General features: G+C 66.0%; 20 protein-coding genes and 1 tRNA gene. 7 read left to right on the top strand and 14 right to left on the bottom strand.

Going from position 1 to position 13745, the window contains the following annotated elements:
* The first annotated feature begins 11 nt into the window (after window positions 1-11).
* Window positions 12-536, top strand: coding sequence for a signal peptidase II (lspA, locus tag VGN66_RS10660; RefSeq protein ID WP_327518792.1), 525 nt, complete (start codon window positions 12-14; stop codon window positions 534-536).
* A complete protein-coding gene (locus tag VGN66_RS10655; protein WP_224921006.1) occupies window positions 529-984 on the top strand; it encodes a DUF3035 domain-containing protein in 456 nt (151 codons plus the stop codon). Before lspA ends, VGN66_RS10655 begins: the two co-directional genes overlap by 8 nt.
* Before the next feature lie 103 nt (window positions 985-1087).
* Here the strand turns inward: VGN66_RS10655 and VGN66_RS10650 are convergent, their stop codons facing one another.
* The 4 genes from VGN66_RS10650 to VGN66_RS10635 all read right to left on the bottom strand — a co-directional run bounded on the left by VGN66_RS10650 (window position 1088) and on the right by VGN66_RS10635 (window position 3410).
* Window positions 1088-1816 carry a TorF family putative porin gene (locus VGN66_RS10650; RefSeq protein WP_327518791.1) on the bottom strand — a complete coding sequence of 243 codons (729 nt, stop codon included), beginning with the start codon at window positions 1814-1816 and terminating at the stop codon, window positions 1088-1090.
* Between the two features lie 222 nt (window positions 1817-2038).
* Entirely contained in the window at window positions 2039-2497 is a 459-nt protein-coding gene (locus tag VGN66_RS10645; protein WP_327518790.1) for a RidA family protein, read from the bottom strand.
* A 2-nt stretch (window positions 2498-2499) separates the two neighbouring features.
* Window positions 2500-3141 (bottom strand): HAD family hydrolase, encoded by a 642-nt coding sequence (locus tag VGN66_RS10640; protein WP_327518789.1) that lies wholly within the window; start codon window positions 3139-3141, stop codon window positions 2500-2502.
* Window positions 3138-3410, bottom strand: coding sequence for a DUF3572 family protein (locus VGN66_RS10635; protein WP_327518788.1), 273 nt, complete (start codon window positions 3408-3410; stop codon window positions 3138-3140). Before VGN66_RS10635 ends, VGN66_RS10640 begins: the two co-directional genes overlap by 4 nt.
* A 54-nt stretch (window positions 3411-3464) precedes the next feature.
* On the opposite strand from VGN66_RS10635, the gene VGN66_RS10630 reads away from it, so the two are divergent.
* Window positions 3465-3827 (top strand): response regulator, encoded by a 363-nt coding sequence (locus VGN66_RS10630; protein ID WP_224921001.1) that lies wholly within the window; start codon window positions 3465-3467, stop codon window positions 3825-3827.
* Window positions 3828-3982: 155 nt separating this feature from the next.
* On the opposite strand, the gene rpmG is transcribed toward VGN66_RS10630, so the two are convergent.
* Window positions 3983-4150 (bottom strand): 50S ribosomal protein L33, encoded by a 168-nt coding sequence (rpmG, locus tag VGN66_RS10625; protein WP_066664926.1) that lies wholly within the window; start codon window positions 4148-4150, stop codon window positions 3983-3985.
* Window positions 4151-4339: 189 nt separating this feature from the next.
* Between rpmG and VGN66_RS10620 the strand changes: the two genes are divergently transcribed.
* From VGN66_RS10620 to VGN66_RS10610, 3 genes are all read left to right on the top strand, one after another.
* A complete protein-coding gene (locus VGN66_RS10620) occupies window positions 4340-4657 on the top strand; it encodes a hypothetical protein (protein WP_327518787.1) in 318 nt (105 codons plus the stop codon).
* A gap of 10 nt (window positions 4658-4667) precedes the next feature.
* Window positions 4668-5234, top strand: coding sequence for a TMEM165/GDT1 family protein (locus tag VGN66_RS10615; protein ID WP_327518786.1), 567 nt, complete (start codon window positions 4668-4670; stop codon window positions 5232-5234).
* Between the two features lie 120 nt (window positions 5235-5354).
* Complete coding sequence (locus VGN66_RS10610) at window positions 5355-5852, top strand: Dps family protein (RefSeq protein WP_327518785.1); 498 nt, start codon at window positions 5355-5357, stop codon at window positions 5850-5852.
* A 59-nt stretch (window positions 5853-5911) separates the two neighbouring features.
* On the opposite strand, the gene VGN66_RS10605 is transcribed toward VGN66_RS10610, so the two are convergent.
* The 3 genes from VGN66_RS10605 to dapB all read right to left on the bottom strand — a co-directional run bounded on the left by VGN66_RS10605 (window position 5912) and on the right by dapB (window position 7414).
* Window positions 5912-5988, bottom strand: a tRNA-Arg gene (locus VGN66_RS10605).
* Window positions 5989-6029: 41 nt separating this feature from the next.
* A complete protein-coding gene (gene nth / locus VGN66_RS10600; RefSeq protein WP_327518784.1) occupies window positions 6030-6689 on the bottom strand; it encodes an endonuclease III in 660 nt (219 codons plus the stop codon).
* Window positions 6686-7414, bottom strand: a complete 729-nt coding sequence (dapB, locus tag VGN66_RS10595; protein WP_327518783.1) for a 4-hydroxy-tetrahydrodipicolinate reductase — start codon at window positions 7412-7414, stop codon at window positions 6686-6688. Before dapB ends, nth begins: the two co-directional genes overlap by 4 nt.
* Window positions 7415-7524: 110 nt before the next feature.
* Here dapB and VGN66_RS10590 point away from each other — a divergent pair, with 110 nt between their 5' ends.
* The gene (locus tag VGN66_RS10590) at window positions 7525-8439 is read left to right on the top strand and encodes a M20/M25/M40 family metallo-hydrolase (protein WP_327518782.1); all 915 of its coding nucleotides are present in this window, start codon (window positions 7525-7527) and stop codon (window positions 8437-8439) included.
* Between the two features lie 109 nt (window positions 8440-8548).
* On the opposite strand, the gene rpoN is transcribed toward VGN66_RS10590, so the two are convergent.
* The 6 genes from rpoN to VGN66_RS10560 all read right to left on the bottom strand — a co-directional run bounded on the left by rpoN (window position 8549) and on the right by VGN66_RS10560 (window position 13726).
* Window positions 8549-10066: an RNA polymerase factor sigma-54 gene (rpoN, locus tag VGN66_RS10585; RefSeq protein WP_327518781.1), complete on the bottom strand. Its 1518-nt coding sequence runs from the start codon at window positions 10064-10066 to the stop codon at window positions 8549-8551.
* A 5-nt stretch (window positions 10067-10071) separates the two neighbouring features.
* Window positions 10072-10848, bottom strand: coding sequence for an LPS export ABC transporter ATP-binding protein (gene lptB / locus VGN66_RS10580; protein WP_327518779.1), 777 nt, complete (start codon window positions 10846-10848; stop codon window positions 10072-10074).
* A gap of 104 nt (window positions 10849-10952) precedes the next feature.
* Window positions 10953-11507, bottom strand: coding sequence for an LptA/OstA family protein (locus VGN66_RS10575; RefSeq protein ID WP_414713202.1), 555 nt, complete (start codon window positions 11505-11507; stop codon window positions 10953-10955).
* 4 nt (window positions 11508-11511) lie between these two features.
* Window positions 11512-12153 carry an LPS export ABC transporter periplasmic protein LptC gene (gene lptC, locus VGN66_RS10570; protein WP_327518778.1) on the bottom strand — a complete coding sequence of 214 codons (642 nt, stop codon included), beginning with the start codon at window positions 12151-12153 and terminating at the stop codon, window positions 11512-11514.
* A gap of 110 nt (window positions 12154-12263) precedes the next feature.
* Window positions 12264-12884 (bottom strand): ribonuclease D, encoded by a 621-nt coding sequence (locus VGN66_RS10565; protein WP_327518777.1) that lies wholly within the window; start codon window positions 12882-12884, stop codon window positions 12264-12266.
* Window positions 12885-12931: 47 nt separating this feature from the next.
* Window positions 12932-13726, bottom strand: coding sequence for a TerC family protein (locus tag VGN66_RS10560; RefSeq protein WP_327518776.1), 795 nt, complete (start codon window positions 13724-13726; stop codon window positions 12932-12934).
* Between the last annotated feature and the right edge of the window lie 19 nt (window positions 13727-13745).

Here is a 13745-nt window from a genome sequence, read left to right as displayed (position 1 = left end):
GCGTGGGACCCATGACTCGCAACCGCACGATCGGCTTCGCCCTCGCCCTGCTGATCTTTGTCGCCGATCAGGCGATGAAGGCATGGGTGGTCGAGGGGCTGGGCATCGACGCACCGGGCAAGGCGATCGAGGTCGTGTCGTTCTTTGACCTGCGCTTCGTCGCCAATATCGGCGTGTCGCTGGGCCTGCTCGCCGCAGAGACCGATACGATGCGCTGGGCGCTGGTCGCGCTGACCGCGGGGATCGCGGGCGGCGTGGGCTGGTGGATGCTCAGGGAAGAGAACCGCAACGACATGCTGGCGCTATCGCTGGTGCTGGGCGGCGCGCTTGGCAACATCGTCGACCGCATGCGCTTTGGCTATGTCGTCGACTATGCCGATCTGCACTTTGGCGAATGGCGCCCTTTTTTGGTCTTTAACGTCGCCGATGCTGCGATTACCATCGGCGTCCTGATCCTGCTCATCCGGGCGCTGTTCGTGCGAGAAAAACCCAAGGCCGATGACACCGGCGCCCCTGTGGAGAATGCCAATGCGTAAGTCCGTGCTTGTTGTCGCTGTGTGCGGCGCGGCGACCCTGCTCGCCAGCTGCGGCAGCAGCCTGTTGGGCGACCGCAAGCGGCCCGACGAATTCGCCGTGGCGCGTCAGGCGCCGTTGGTGATCCCGCCCGACTTCGCAATGCGCCCGCCCCAGCCCGGCGCGCCGCGTCCGCAGGATGCCGGCGGCCCCGCGCAGCAGGCGCTGGACGCATTGTTCGGTGGCAGCGCCCCGCGCAGCGCGAGCGAGCGTGCCGCGCTCGACGCAGCGGGCGGTCGCACCAGTGCTGATCCCGGCATCCGCTCGGGCGTCGGCAGCCCCGACACCAGCGTGGTGGACAAGGGCAGCACGACCCGCGACATCGTCGCCGCGCCGCAGGGCGATGGCCGCGACGCGCAGACCCAGGCGGGCACCCCCGCCCCGGCCGCTTCGCCGACGCCGCAGAACTGACGGTTTAAAAGCCACCTCCCGCGAAAGCGGGAGGTGCCAGGACAGCAAAAGGGCCGCGGAACGTGAGTTCCGCGGCCCTTCGCTTTGCCTGCGATCGACTGGCTTAGAAAGCCGCGCCGAGCGTGAACAGCACCGCGCCGTCCGCGCCAAAGGTTTCCTTGAACGGTGCGTCTTCGTTGGTGTTCACATAGGAAATGCCGAAGGTCAGGACCTTCCAGCTCGCTTCGGCACCGATCGAATAGTCGAGCACCTTGCTGTCGCCGTCATAGCCGCCGAGGAAGCTGTCGCTCCACGAATGACCGAGGCTTCCCTTCAGCTTGAAGGGCGTGTCGGGAATCGCGACCGTGGCGGTGGCCGAGGTATAGAATGCGCCGGCATCGCCCAGCGCGATCTGGCCCTTCGGCGCCCAGGCGACCATGCCCTTGATCGTCGCCGGACCGACGGTGCCGGTCAGCGCGAAATAGGGCTCGATGATCGTCGTGTCCGACGCGCCGGGATAGAGATAGAGGGTCGCACCGATGTCGGCGGTCAGGCCCGACGCGACTTCGGTGGCGAAGCCCGCGAACACGTCGATTTCGGTGCCGTTGGCAAAGCCGATGCCCGAGCCCCAGGTGCCAATATAAGCGCCGCTCTCATGCGCGACGGTGAAGCCGCCCTGGATCGTCGCTTCTTCGTTGGTCTGGCTGAAGCCGCGGAAGCGATAGTCGCTGACGACCGTCGCAGAACCGGTGATGGTGAAGGCGTCGGGTGCATCGGTCTCGTCCTGCGCAAAGGCAGGGGTGGCGGTGGCGGCGAGCAGCAGCGCGCCGGCGATGGACTTGGTCAAACGCATGGGATCCCTTTCGTCTTGGTGCGATTTCGGTCCCCACCTGCAGCGGAAGGGCTGCCGCATTGGCTCGGAACCTGCGTTCCGGCGCGGCTATTGCCTCCCACTGCGCGAAAGTTGCAGCATTTCGTTGCGCTGCACAATTCCATTTCGCCTGGTCAACGCAATTGCGCCGCCGCTGTTGCGGCGGCGCAACAGGATTGTCACACTTGTGACCGTCCCCGTTCGTTACTTAACCGCGATGATCGCGTCGATCTCAACCGCAGCACCGCGCGGAAGCACCGCGACGCCGACCGCCGCACGCGCGTGACGGCCAGACTCGCCGAACAGCTTTTCCATCAGCTCCGACGCGCCGTTGGCGACCTGGGGCTGTTCGGTGAAGGCGGGATCCGAGTTCACGAACACGCCGAGCTTCACGATCTGCTCGACCCGGTCGAACCCGCCCAGCGCCTTGCCGATCTGCGCGACGACCATCAACGCGCAACGCTCGGCGGCTTCCTGACCATAGGCCAGGTCGCGATCCTCGCCGAGGCGGCCGGTCATCACCACGCCATCCTTGAACGGCAGCTGCCCCGACACATGCATCAGCCCGCCCGCCGTGACCGTGGGGACATAGGCCGCGACCGGCGCAGCGGCTTCGGGCAGTTCGAGGCCGAGTTCGGCGAGGCGGGCGTGGATGTCGGTCATGCTCAATCTCCATGAGGGGTGTGATGCGGGGCGGGCGCGCCATCGGCGAAGCGCGCGATGATCCAGCGCTGCGCCTCCCGCCAGTCGTCGATGCGGGCGTGCGCGTGCGGCGCGACCGGCACATGCGGGGCAAGCCTGGGCTCGGACACCATGTGCAGGCGGAAGACGTGCGGGGCTTCGCGCGCGACCGATTCGTGATGGGTCGCGAGATCATCGACGAACACCGCAACGCTGGCGCCATGTCCCTCGACGAGTTGCGCGACCGGACGCCCCTTCCCGCCCTGATTGCACTCGACGCGGTGGACGATCCCGTGGGTGTCGAGCTGGGCGATGCGGTGTTCGCGGCAATTGTCGCGGAGATTGGTGAGGATGACGATGTCGGCCTGCTCCGCCAGCGCCGCGAGCGATTCGCGCGCGTGCGGCACCAACGTCTGCCGCGCCATTTCGGCGGGGAAGAAGCCGTCGAGATAGCCCCACATCGCCTCGGGCGTCAGCGTGCTGCCGTCACGCGGCTTCATCGCCCGCGCCCATTCATGGCTGGTCAGGTCGAACGCGATGTCATGCGTCTCGTCGAGCCAGGTCCCGAAATGCCGCACCATGTGCAGCAGCACTTCGTCGCAGTCACAGATCAATAGCGGCTTCATGCGGTCTCCAGCGCGTGGCGGGCAGCGACGAGTGCGGCGGGGGTGGTCCCGGTCGCCTCGGCACAGGCGATCAGGTCGGGCTCATGCGCCTCAAGAAACCTCAGCACGGCGGCGAGCACTTCGGCATCGCCTGCCCGCGACCGCAGGTCGTTGGGCGACAGGCCGGTCAAATCGAGCAACCGGTGCGCCCGCGCTGCGTCGGACAAGGCCCAGGCCAGCGCGCCCAGCGCCAGCGTCCCCGCGTCCTCATTTGTCACCGCGCCACGCATCGCCTAGTGCTTCGCCCAATCGTTCGTTGGCCAATCGTTCGTTGAAGGGATCGCGTGGCAAAAAGGGTGCTGGTTGTCGAGGACAACGAACTCAATCTCAAACTTTTCTGCGACCTGCTGCGCGCGCACGGGTTCGAGACCGCGCCGGTGCGCGACGGGCGAGAGGCGGTGGCAACCGCACGCAGCTTTGCGCCCGACCTCGTCATCATGGATATTCAGCTGCCGCATATCTCCGGCATCGACATCATCGGCAGGATGCGCGGCGACCCGGTGCTCAAGTCGATCCCGGTGATGGCAGTCACCGCCTATGCCGGGCACGAGGATGAGGCACGGATCCGCGCTGCGGGGGCGAACGCCTATGTCACCAAGCCGATTTCGGTGATGCGCTTTGTGGAAGAGGTGCAGGGGTTGTTGTGAGCCACCCCGTCGCCCCGGCGCAGGCCGGGGCCGCCAGCGGCAGACCGCTCCGGCTCAACACACAAAAAGCCGCAGAAGCGATCCTTCTGCGGCCCCGCATGTGGCGCGCGGCCCCGGCCTGCGCCGGGGCTGCGTAAACTTCGCTTGCGCGAAGCTTACTTGATCTTCGCTTCCTTGAACTCGACGTGCTTGCGCACGACGGGATCGTACTTCCGGAAGCTCAGCTTCTCGGTCTGGTTGCGCGGGTTCTTCTTGGTCACATAGAAAAAGCCGGTGTCAGCGGTGCTGACGAGCTTGATCTTGACGGTAGTCGGCTTGGCCATCGCCCGGGTCCTGCAATAATCAAAAAAGAATAAGCGGCCCGCGCTGGCAGACCGCTGTCAGGAGGGGGCGCATGCCGCCTTGGCACGGCAATGTCAAGCGCGTGGTCGACCATTAGCGCGTGTTAGCGGGTTGTTCACCATGTTGTCGCACGCTCGTGTCATGCGGTGAAAAAGGCGATGGAGGCAAGCATGGCAGAGGGGCTGAACTGGGTTCTGACGAACGAGCTGCACCAGCGAATCGACTCGATCGGGGCGCGTGCGTCGCGCGCCGCGACCTCGGACCTTGCCGCCGATCTCGACGCGATTCGCCGAATCGCCATGGCCAATGGCCTGACCCCGGCGGTGTGCATCGTGCATGCCCTTGAATCCGCGCTCGCATCGGGGCAGCGCGGGCCGATGATCACCGATGGGCTTTCCCTGCTGCGTGACGCCGTCGCGTGTGGGCGCACCGATTCGCGCACCGGCGCGGCGTTCGCCGCCGCCTGCTCGATCCGACTCGCCAGCTGAGCGATCGTCTATGGAGGCGGTGGTCCCTGCGTTCATCGCCGCATTGCTGACCCAGGCCGGGGATCGTTCGCCCTGGCTCGTCGCGATTCTGGCCGATCGTTATGGCCGCCCCTTCACCGTGGCGCTGGCCGCGCTGTTCGCCCATGCCGCCGGCAACGCCATCGCCGCGACGGGCGCGCTGTTGATCGCCCCCCTGCTCACCCCCAATGCCAAGCAGCTGCTGCTTGCGCTCGCGCTGATCTTTGCCGCGATGGGCGCGCTGTGGCGGCTCAAGGCGCCCGACCGGCTGGAAGGCTGGCGGCTGGGCACGTTCCTCACGCCGCTGCTCGGCATCTTCATCCTCGCGCTTGGCGATACCACGCAGTTCTTCACACTGGCATTCGGTGTACGCGGCCCGACGCCGTGGTTCGCGTTGGGCGGGGCCTGCGCGGCGATCTTCGTCGTCAATCTGGCTGCGGCGCTGATGGGAGAGCTTGCCTGGCGGCAGCTTCCGATTCGGCAGTTTCGGATCGGCTTTGGACTGCTGTGCCTGCTCGCGGGCGGCATCATCGGTGCGGCGGCGCTGCGCCTGATCTAGCGTTAGTCCACGATCGAGCGCGTCAATTAGCCTGATCGGGCAATTGCGTCTGAACGAATGGACCCCAAATGGCAGAGAGTCGTTTCATCTCCGACTCAACTATCATCGAGGGACTCCATCATGGCCGACACCGACGCCGCGCTGAAAACGCCGACCGACCTCAACCGCAACGATACCAAGAGCGTGGCCGAGGCGCTGAACGGGATTCTGGCGGACAGCTTCGCGCTGTATCTCAAGACCAAGAATTTTCACTGGCACGTCTCCGGCCCGCATTTCCGCGACTATCACCTGATGCTCGACGAGCAGGCGGCGCAGATCCTGGCGACCACCGACGTGATCGCCGAACGCGTGCGCAAGACCGGCAACACCACGCTGCGCTCGATCGGCGACATCGCCCGGCACCAGACGATCAAGGACAATGACGCCGAGTTCGTCAGCGCCGACAAGATGCTGGCCGAACTGCGCGAGGACAATCTCAAGCTGGTCGAACTGCTGCGCGAGGCCAAGGACATCGTCGACGAGGCCAAGGACAACGCCACCAGCGGCGTGCTGGACGACTGGACCGATCAGGCCGAGGAACGCGCCTGGTTCCTGTTCGAGACCAGCCGCAAGGGGTAATGCCCGCCCGCCGGGTCGCGCGACGGCGCGGTCCGGCGACTGGCTGAACGATAAGAAATTGGCGCACCCGACAGGATTCGAACCTGTGACCTCTGCCTTCGGAGGGCAGCGCTCTATCCAGCTGAGCTACGGGTGCGTGGCGAACGCGCCTAGCAAAGCGCGATGCGGTGCGCCAGCCTAAACGGTGGGCGCTTTCGTCTTCGGCGCGGGCGTCTTTGGTTTGAACGCGCACAGGTCCGTGACCGGGCAGCGCCAGCATTCGGGCGTGCGCGCCTTGCAGATGTAGCGGCCGTGCAGAATCAGCCAGTGGTGCGCGTGGAGGCGGAAGGGCTGCGGCACTCCCTTTTCCAGCTTTTTCTCCACGGCCAGCGGCGTCTTGCCGCGTGCCATACCTGTGCGGTTGCCGACGCGAAACAGGTGCGTATCGACCGCGAAGGTTTCGTGGCCGAAGGCGACGTTCATCACCACATTGGCGGTCTTGCGCCCGACGCCGGGGAGTTTTTCCAGCGCGTCGCGGTCCTCCGGAACCTGACTGCCATGCTGCGCGATCAGGGCTTCGCTGAGCGCGATGACGTTCTTGGCCTTGCTGTTGAACAGGCCGATCGTCTTGATGCGCTGCTTGAGGCCCTCTTCGCCCAGTGCGACCATCTTTTCAGGCGTATCGACCTCAGCGAACAACCGCCGCGTCGCCTTGTTGACGCCAGCATCGGTCGCCTGCGCCGACAGCACGACGGCCACCAGCAGCGTATAGTCGTTGACCGATTCGAGTTCGGTTTCGGGATGCGGATTGGCCGATGCCAGCCGCTCGAAAAAGGCGAAAACGTCTGCCTTCTTCAAAGTCCGAGCACCGAGTCCATCGTGTAGCGCCCGGCGGGCTGGCCCGCGAGCCACAGCGCCGCGCGCACAGCGCCACGCGCGAAGATCGCGCGATCCTGGGCAAAGTGCGCCAGTTCGATCCGCTCGCCCTCGGTCGCCAGCATCACGCTGTGATCGCCGACGATGCTGCCCCCGCGCAGCGAGGCAAAGCCGATCGTCCCCTCTGCCCGCGCGCCCGACAGGCCGGCGCGGTCGGCGACGCGGACCTCGCCCAGCGCGACGCCGCGCCCGGCGGCTGCCGCCTCGCCCAGCATCAGCGCGGTGCCCGAAGGGGCGTCGAGCTTGTGCCGGTGATGCGCCTCCACGATCTCGATATCCCAGTCGGGACCGAGCCGCGCCGCAGCCTCACGCACCAGCCGGGTGAGCAGCACCACGCCAAGCGAGGTGTTGCCGGTCTGAAGCACTGCGATGTCGCGTGCGGCTTCGTCGATCGCGGCATGGTCGGCAGGGCTGAGGCCGGTGGTGCCGATCACGATCGGCGTCCCGGCATCGCGTGCGGCGGCGAGATGCGCGGCGAGCGCCGAGGCGCTCGAGAAATCGACCAGCGCATCGGCGGCGCGGGCGAGTTCGACGGGATCGTCCCCGGCATCCGCGCCGCCCGCGAGGCGGACGCCCTGAACGGCCAGAATGTCGCGGATGGCGGTGCCCATGCGGCCAAGGCTGCCGTAGATGCCGATGCTGGTCATGGCCCGTGCTTGGCGGCGGATGCGGGCGACTGCAACAGTGGAATTGTTGCGGTGTCGCGCCGCTTAGCTTTTCGCTTGCCGCCCAGCCGGTTGGTCGCGAAGCAGTGAAGATGCTCCTTCGTTCGTTCGCCCTCGCCGCCGCCCTGCTCACCCCTGCCGTCGCATCGCCGGACCAGTTGTTCGAGGATGTCCGCATCCTCGCTGCCGATGACATGGCTGGTCGGCTGGTCGGCACGCCGGGATCGGCCAAGGCCCGCGCCTATCTGACCGGGCGGATGCAGGCGATTGGGATCGAGCCCTATGGCGCAGGCTATGAGCAGCCCTTCACCGCGCAGCACAAGGACGCGGCGCTGAACGGGGTCAATCTGGTCGGCCGCATCCGTGGGACGGGTACGAGCGACCGGGTGCTGGTGATCGGCGCGCATTACGACCATTTCGGGGTTCGCGGCGGCAAGGTGCTTAATGGCGCGGACGACAATGCGTCGGGGGTCGCGACGTTGCTGTCGATCGCCGAGGATTTTGCGCGCGCTCGGCCCCAGCATGACGTGATCTTTGCGCTGTGGGATGCCGAGGAACAGGGGATGTATGGCGCGCGTGCCTTTGTCGAGACGCCGCCGGTACCGCTCAGGCGAATCGCGCTGAACCTCAATCTCGACATGATGAGCCGCAGCGACAAGGGCGAATTGTGGATCGCCGGGGCGCATCACGCGCCGTTCCTGCGCGCGCGGTTCGAGCGGCTGGCGGGCACCGCGCCGGTCACGCTGAAGATCGGGCATGACGGACCGCCGTGGAAGGGAAGCGACGACTGGACCGCCGGGTCGGACCATTATGCGTTTCACCGCAAAGGCATCCCGTTCGCTTATCTGGGGGTTGAGGACTATCCCGACTATCACCAGCCGGCCGACGATTTCGAGACGATCCCGAAGGCGTTTTTCGCGCGATCGGCGGCAACGGCAGTGATGGCGGCGCGGTTGTTTGATCGGGAGTTGGGGGCGATTGCGAAGGAGGCGGGTCGGGGGGAGTAATGTGCCCCTACCCCCGTTTGCCCTGAGCCTGCCGAAGGGCCGGCTAAATCAGCTGTGGCACTGCGCCCTTCGACAAGCTCAGGGCTAACGGAGTGGGTCGGCCAGGGCGCTAAGCCCCCTCCAGCGCCTTCTGCCGTCTCCGCTGGACCGAACTGCCAATCCCCATCGATTCGCGATATTTGGCCACCGTGCGCCGGGCGATGTCGAAGCCCTTGGCGTTGAGCATCTCGACCAACGTATCGTCGGACAGGATCTTCTTGGGATCCTCGGCCTGGATCAGCGTGCGGATGGCGCTCTTCACCGCCTCCGCCGAAACCGCATCGCCGCCTTCGGATGACTGGATTGCGCTGGTGAAGAAGTACTTCAGCTCGAACAGGCCGCGCGCGCAGCTGAGATACTTGTTCGACGTCACGCGGCTGACGGTCGATTCGTGCATCTCGATCGCGTCGGCGATCTGGCGCAGCGTCAGCGGCTTTAGATGGCTGACGCCGTTGCGGAAGAACGCTTCCTGCTGCTTCACGATCTCGCTGGCCACCTTGATGATCGTGCGCTGGCGCTGGTCGAGCGCCTTGACCAGCCAGTTGGCGCTGGCGAGCATGTCGCTCAGCCACGCCTTGCTGCCCTTGTCCTGCGGCCCCGCCGACACTTCGGTGTAATAGGCGCGGTTGACCAGCACGCGCGGGAGTGTCGCGCTGTTGAGTTCGACTGCCCAGGCTTCGGCGCGCCGCGCGACGAAAATGTCGGGCGTGACCGCCGGCACCGGCTCACCACCATAGCGGCAGCCGGGCTTGGGATCGTAGCTGCGCAGCTCGCGGATCATGTCCGCCATATCCTCGTCATCGACGCCGCAGATGCGCTTGAGCCGCGCCAGTTCTCCGCGCGCGAGCAGGTCGAGATTGGCGATCAGCGCGGCCATGCACGGGTCGTAGCGATCCGCCTCCTTCGCCTGCAGCGCGAGACATTCGGCCAGGTCGCGGGCGCCGACCCCGGTCGGGTCGAGCGTCTGGATCACCGCCAGCACCGCCTCCACGCGCGCCAGCGGCACGCCGAGCCGGGTCGCGATGTCGAGCAATGCGGCGGTCAGATACCCGCACTCGTCGATCTGATCGATCAGATGCTGGGCGATGAACAGGTCCGCGCCGTCGATCACCGCGCCGACCTGCGCCGTCAGATGGTCGGCGAGGCTGAGGTCGGGGGAGGAAAAGCTGTCGAAGTCGGTGCCATCCTCGCCCCCGGCCCCGCCACTGCCCGTGCCACTCATGCCCAGGCCACCGTCGAGCCCGCCGACCGAATCGGCGGCGCTGTCATGATGGAAGGTCTCGGCGGTCAGATCGACGTCGAGTGCAGCCTCTCCGGTCGCTTCGCCCGACGACAGCAATTCGCTCGAATCCGCCGGGCCGTCGTCGCGTTCGGTGAAGGTGTCGGACGGTTCGACCGGCTCGGCCGCCTCCCCGCGCTCCTCCTCGCTGCGCCCGGTTTCGAGCAGCGGGTTCTTCTCGATCTCCTCCGCGATGAAGGTCTCGATCTCGAGATTGGACAGCGCGAGCAGCTTGATCGCCTGCTGCAACTGCGGCGTCATCACCAGCGATTGCGACTGGCGCAGATCGAGGCGAGGGGCCAGACTCATCGGATTTAGAGCGAGAAGCCTTCACCGAGATACAGGCGGCGCACATTCGTGTCGGCGACCAGATCGGCGGGCGACCCGGCAAACAGCACGCGGCCGTCATAGATGATCGACGCGCGATCGACGATGTCGAGCGTCTCGCGGACATTATGGTCGGTGATCAGCACGCCGATGTTGCGCGTCTTCAGCTCCTTCACCAGATCGCGAATGTCGGCGATCGAGATCGGGTCGATGCCCGCGAACGGTTCGTCGAGCAGCATGATCGACGGGTCGGCGGCGAGCGCGCGGGCGATTTCGGCGCGGCGGCGTTCACCGCCCGACAGCGCCATTGCCGGCGCGTCGCGCAGGCGCGTGAGGCCGAATTCGTCGAGCAGCTTTTCCAGCTTGGCCTCGCGCGCCGCCTTGTCCGGCTCGGCCAGCTCGAGCACGGCGGAGATATTCTTGGCGACCGAAAGCCCGCGAAAGATCGAGGTTTCCTGCGGCAGATAGCCAAGGCCCAGCACCGCGCGGCGGTACATCGGCAAGGGGGTGATGTCGTTGCCGTCGAGCATGATGCGGCCGGCATCGGGCTTCACCAAGCCCATCACCGAATAGAAGCAGGTCGTCTTGCCCGCGCCGTTCGGGCCGAGCAGCCCGACCACCTCACCGCGCCCGACCGTCAGCGACACATCCGACAGCACGACGCGCTTGTCATAGGATTTCGCGATCGACACGACGGCAAGGCCCGATGCGGGCGGCGCGCTCGCGTCGATGGTTTCGGGTTCCAGTGTCTCGACGTCTGCCATGCTGCTCTTCCTGATCGCAGGGGATGCTTACCGAATCCCCACCGCACAGTCACTTGGCAAGTTTTGTGCATGAAGAAGGGCGACGATCCGCCCGATTGGGTCGATCAGTCGCGCTTCGGGACGGTGAAGCGCCCGGTGACGCGCCCGCCCGATCGCACGACCGTACCATCGGGTGCGCGGGTGGTGCCGACGCCCGATCCGTCGATCGACGCGCGCCCGCTGTCGAGATCGAGCGTCAGCCGACCGCCGCTGACGGTGTTACCACCCTGGGTGAGCGAGACATTGCCGAGCATCGTGATGACGCGGCGGTTGATGTCGTACACGCCATATTGCGCGCGCGCCTTCTGGTCCGGTCGGGTGACCGTCACCCCGCCCGACGCGTCAAAGCGCGTGGCGGCGGGCGAGCCATCGATGATCTGACCGCTATAGGTCACCGTCACGCGCGCGGCGGTCAGGGTCATGTTCGCCTGAGTAATCTTGACCCCGCCGGACAAGATCGCGCGGTTGGCGCGGTCGTCGAGCTGGATGCTCTGCGCGTCGAAATCGATCGGCGCGTTCGAATTATGGCCCGACTGGCCCAGCGCCGCCCCGCCCAGCAGAGCGGTAGTGGCCAGCGCCGCCGAAGCGGCAATCAGGAACGGGCGGGATGTGCGGTGCACCATGTCACCTATTTGCGCGCTTGGGATCGATCCGCAAGCGGGCATTACCTTCTATTTTTACGGTTCGCTTGTCGAGATCGGCAGTCATCTTGTCGCCGCTGAAGTTTCCGAGCGGCGTGCTGCCCGCGACTTTGCCGGTTCCGGTCAGCTGGCGCGACTTCAGATCGATGGTCGAATCGCGCGTGTCGAGGCGATAGCCATCGGTGGTGCGGAACTGGATCGGGCCATCGACGGCGACCTGTTCGCTCTCCATGTCGTACCGACCCTTGTCCGCCTTGACCTGCGCCGGGCCATCCGAAAGCTGGATCCCCGCGATCAGATCCTGCAGTTGCACGATCGGCTCGGCCGAGCTTTTCTGCACCGCCGACCCGGCCTGAAGGACAAAGGCCTGGCCCTTGGCATCGGCGCCGCGATAGCGCGCCGACTGGATGCGCAGCCGCTCGCTCGCGACATCGACCTTGTTCTTGTCGAGCATGAACGACACGTCGCCGCCCATGAACAGCGGCGCCATCACCAGAAATGCGCCGAGCACGCCGATCCCGGCGGGCAGGACGGCGAGCAACGTCCGCACGATACGGTCGTGGCTGCTGCCAGGCCGCGCCCAGCGCTTGCGCCGCGAGCGTTCCTGGACAGCGATCTCAGACATATTTTGCACCTTCGGTGGAACGGCACCGGCCCGCTCCCCCACCCGGCCACCCATAGGATACTGGCGTTGAGTGGCCGGGTGGGGGAGCGGGCCGGTACCGCGAACCAAACTCACGCATGGGCAAAAATATCCGTCTCCGGCCAGCCCGCGAGGTCGAGGTCGGCGCGATGCGGCAGGAATTCGAAGCACGCCTGCGCCAGCACAGTCCGCCCCTCGCGCGCCAGACGGCGGTCGAGCTCCTCACGCATTGCGTGCAGGTAGCGCACGTCGGACGCGGCATATTCCTTTTGCGCGTCGGACAGCACCGGGCCGCCCCAGTCGGACGATTGCTGCTGCTTGCTCAGCTCCACGCCGAGCAGCTCGCGCACCAGTTCCTTGAGCCCGTGGCGATCGGTGTAGGTGCGGATGAGGCGCGACGCGATCTTGGTGCAGTAGACCGGCGCAGCGGTGACGCCGAGATAGTGGCGCACCGCCGCGAGATCGAATCGCGCGAAATGGTACAGCTTCACCCGCGCGGGATCGGCGAGCAGCGCGCGCAGGTTGGGCGCGGCATAATCGCTGTCCGGTCCGAACCGGACCAGATGCTCGTCCGCGCCGCCATCCGACAGCTGGATGAGGCACAGGCGATCACGCGGGGTGATCAGCCCCATCGTCTCTGTATCGACGGCGATATCGGCCCCGGGCGCGAACACGCCCTCGGGCAAATCTTCTTCATGCAAATAAACGGCCATGGCCTGCGCCTAGCCGCTTATCGCTTAACGCTCAATAACCGTGCCGATCACTCGGCGGCGGGCGGCGCATTCTTCGCGGCACGGCGGCGCGACGCCATGTTGAGCGTTTCGACCAAAGCCGAGAAGGCCATCGCGGCGTAGATATAGCCCTTGGGCACATGCACGCCGAAGCCATCGGCGATCAGCACCGCGCCGATCATCAGCAGGAAGCCGAGCGCGAGCATCACCACCGTCGGATTGTTCTTGATGAAGTTGGCGAGCGGATCGGCGGCGACCAGCATCACCCCGACGGTGACGATCACCGCGACGAACATGATCACGATCTCGTCGGTCATGCCCACTGCGGTCAGGATCGAATCGACCGAGAAGACCATGTCGAGCAGGATGATCTGAAAGATCGCCGACCCGAAATTCATCGTCGCGACCTGCTTCTTGTCGAGCACGCCATGATCGGTCGGGACCGGATCGATCGTGTGGTGGATTTCCTTGGTCGCCTTCCACAGCAGGAACAGGCCACCGGCGATCAGGATCAGGTCGCGCCACGAAAAGGCGGTTTCAAAGCTCGGCTCGCCGGTCGGACCGGTCGCGCCCTGAATGCCCAGGTCGAATACCGGGGTGGTCAGCGAAACGATCACGAAAATCATCGAAAGCAGCAGGATGCGCATGACCAGCGCCAGCCCGATGCCGATTCGCCGCGCCTTTTGCTGCTGATGCTCGGGCAGCTTGTTGGTCAGGATCGAGATGAAGATGAGGTTGTCGATTCCCAGCACCACCTCCATCACAATAAGGGTGATGAGGGCGGCCCAAGCGGCCGGATCTACGATCAGTGCGGCGATATCCATGCCGCCTCTGTGCCGTCGA

Source organism: Sphingomonas sp., assembly GCF_035998645.1.
Lineage (GTDB): Bacteria > Pseudomonadota > Alphaproteobacteria > Sphingomonadales > Sphingomonadaceae > Sphingomonas.
This window is presented reverse-complemented; position numbering and strand designations above follow the sequence as displayed.

What these genes read in the sequence shown, in the direction of transcription:
- lspA (WP_327518792.1), top strand. Translation starts at nt 12, where the DNA reads ATGACTCGCAACCGCACGATCGGCTTCGCCCTCGCCCTGCTGATCTTT.
- VGN66_RS10655 (WP_224921006.1), top strand. Translation starts at nt 529, where the DNA reads ATGCGTAAGTCCGTGCTTGTTGTCGCTGTGTGCGGCGCGGCGACCCTG.
- VGN66_RS10650 (WP_327518791.1), bottom strand. Translation starts at nt 1,816, where the DNA reads ATGCGTTTGACCAAGTCCATCGCCGGCGCGCTGCTGCTCGCCGCCACC.
- VGN66_RS10645 (WP_327518790.1), bottom strand. Translation starts at nt 2,497, where the DNA reads ATGACCGACATCCACGCCCGCCTCGCCGAACTCGGCCTCGAACTGCCC.
- VGN66_RS10640 (WP_327518789.1), bottom strand. Translation starts at nt 3,141, where the DNA reads ATGAAGCCGCTATTGATCTGTGACTGCGACGAAGTGCTGCTGCACATG.
- VGN66_RS10635 (WP_327518788.1), bottom strand. Translation starts at nt 3,410, where the DNA reads ATGCGTGGCGCGGTGACAAATGAGGACGCGGGGACGCTGGCGCTGGGC.
- rpmG (WP_066664926.1), bottom strand. Translation starts at nt 4,150, where the DNA reads ATGGCCAAGCCGACTACCGTCAAGATCAAGCTCGTCAGCACCGCTGAC.
- VGN66_RS10620 (WP_327518787.1), top strand. Translation starts at nt 4,340, where the DNA reads ATGGCAGAGGGGCTGAACTGGGTTCTGACGAACGAGCTGCACCAGCGA.
- VGN66_RS10615 (WP_327518786.1), top strand. Translation starts at nt 4,668, where the DNA reads ATGGAGGCGGTGGTCCCTGCGTTCATCGCCGCATTGCTGACCCAGGCC.
- VGN66_RS10610 (WP_327518785.1), top strand. Translation starts at nt 5,355, where the DNA reads ATGGCCGACACCGACGCCGCGCTGAAAACGCCGACCGACCTCAACCGC.
- dapB (WP_327518783.1), bottom strand. Translation starts at nt 7,414, where the DNA reads ATGACCAGCATCGGCATCTACGGCAGCCTTGGCCGCATGGGCACCGCC.
- VGN66_RS10590 (WP_327518782.1), top strand. Translation starts at nt 7,525, where the DNA reads ATGCTCCTTCGTTCGTTCGCCCTCGCCGCCGCCCTGCTCACCCCTGCC.
- rpoN (WP_327518781.1), bottom strand. Translation starts at nt 10,066, where the DNA reads ATGAGTCTGGCCCCTCGCCTCGATCTGCGCCAGTCGCAATCGCTGGTG.
- lptB (WP_327518779.1), bottom strand. Translation starts at nt 10,848, where the DNA reads ATGGCAGACGTCGAGACACTGGAACCCGAAACCATCGACGCGAGCGCG.
- lptC (WP_327518778.1), bottom strand. Translation starts at nt 12,153, where the DNA reads ATGTCTGAGATCGCTGTCCAGGAACGCTCGCGGCGCAAGCGCTGGGCG.
- VGN66_RS10565 (WP_327518777.1), bottom strand. Translation starts at nt 12,884, where the DNA reads ATGGCCGTTTATTTGCATGAAGAAGATTTGCCCGAGGGCGTGTTCGCG.
- VGN66_RS10560 (WP_327518776.1), bottom strand. Translation starts at nt 13,726, where the DNA reads ATGGATATCGCCGCACTGATCGTAGATCCGGCCGCTTGGGCCGCCCTC.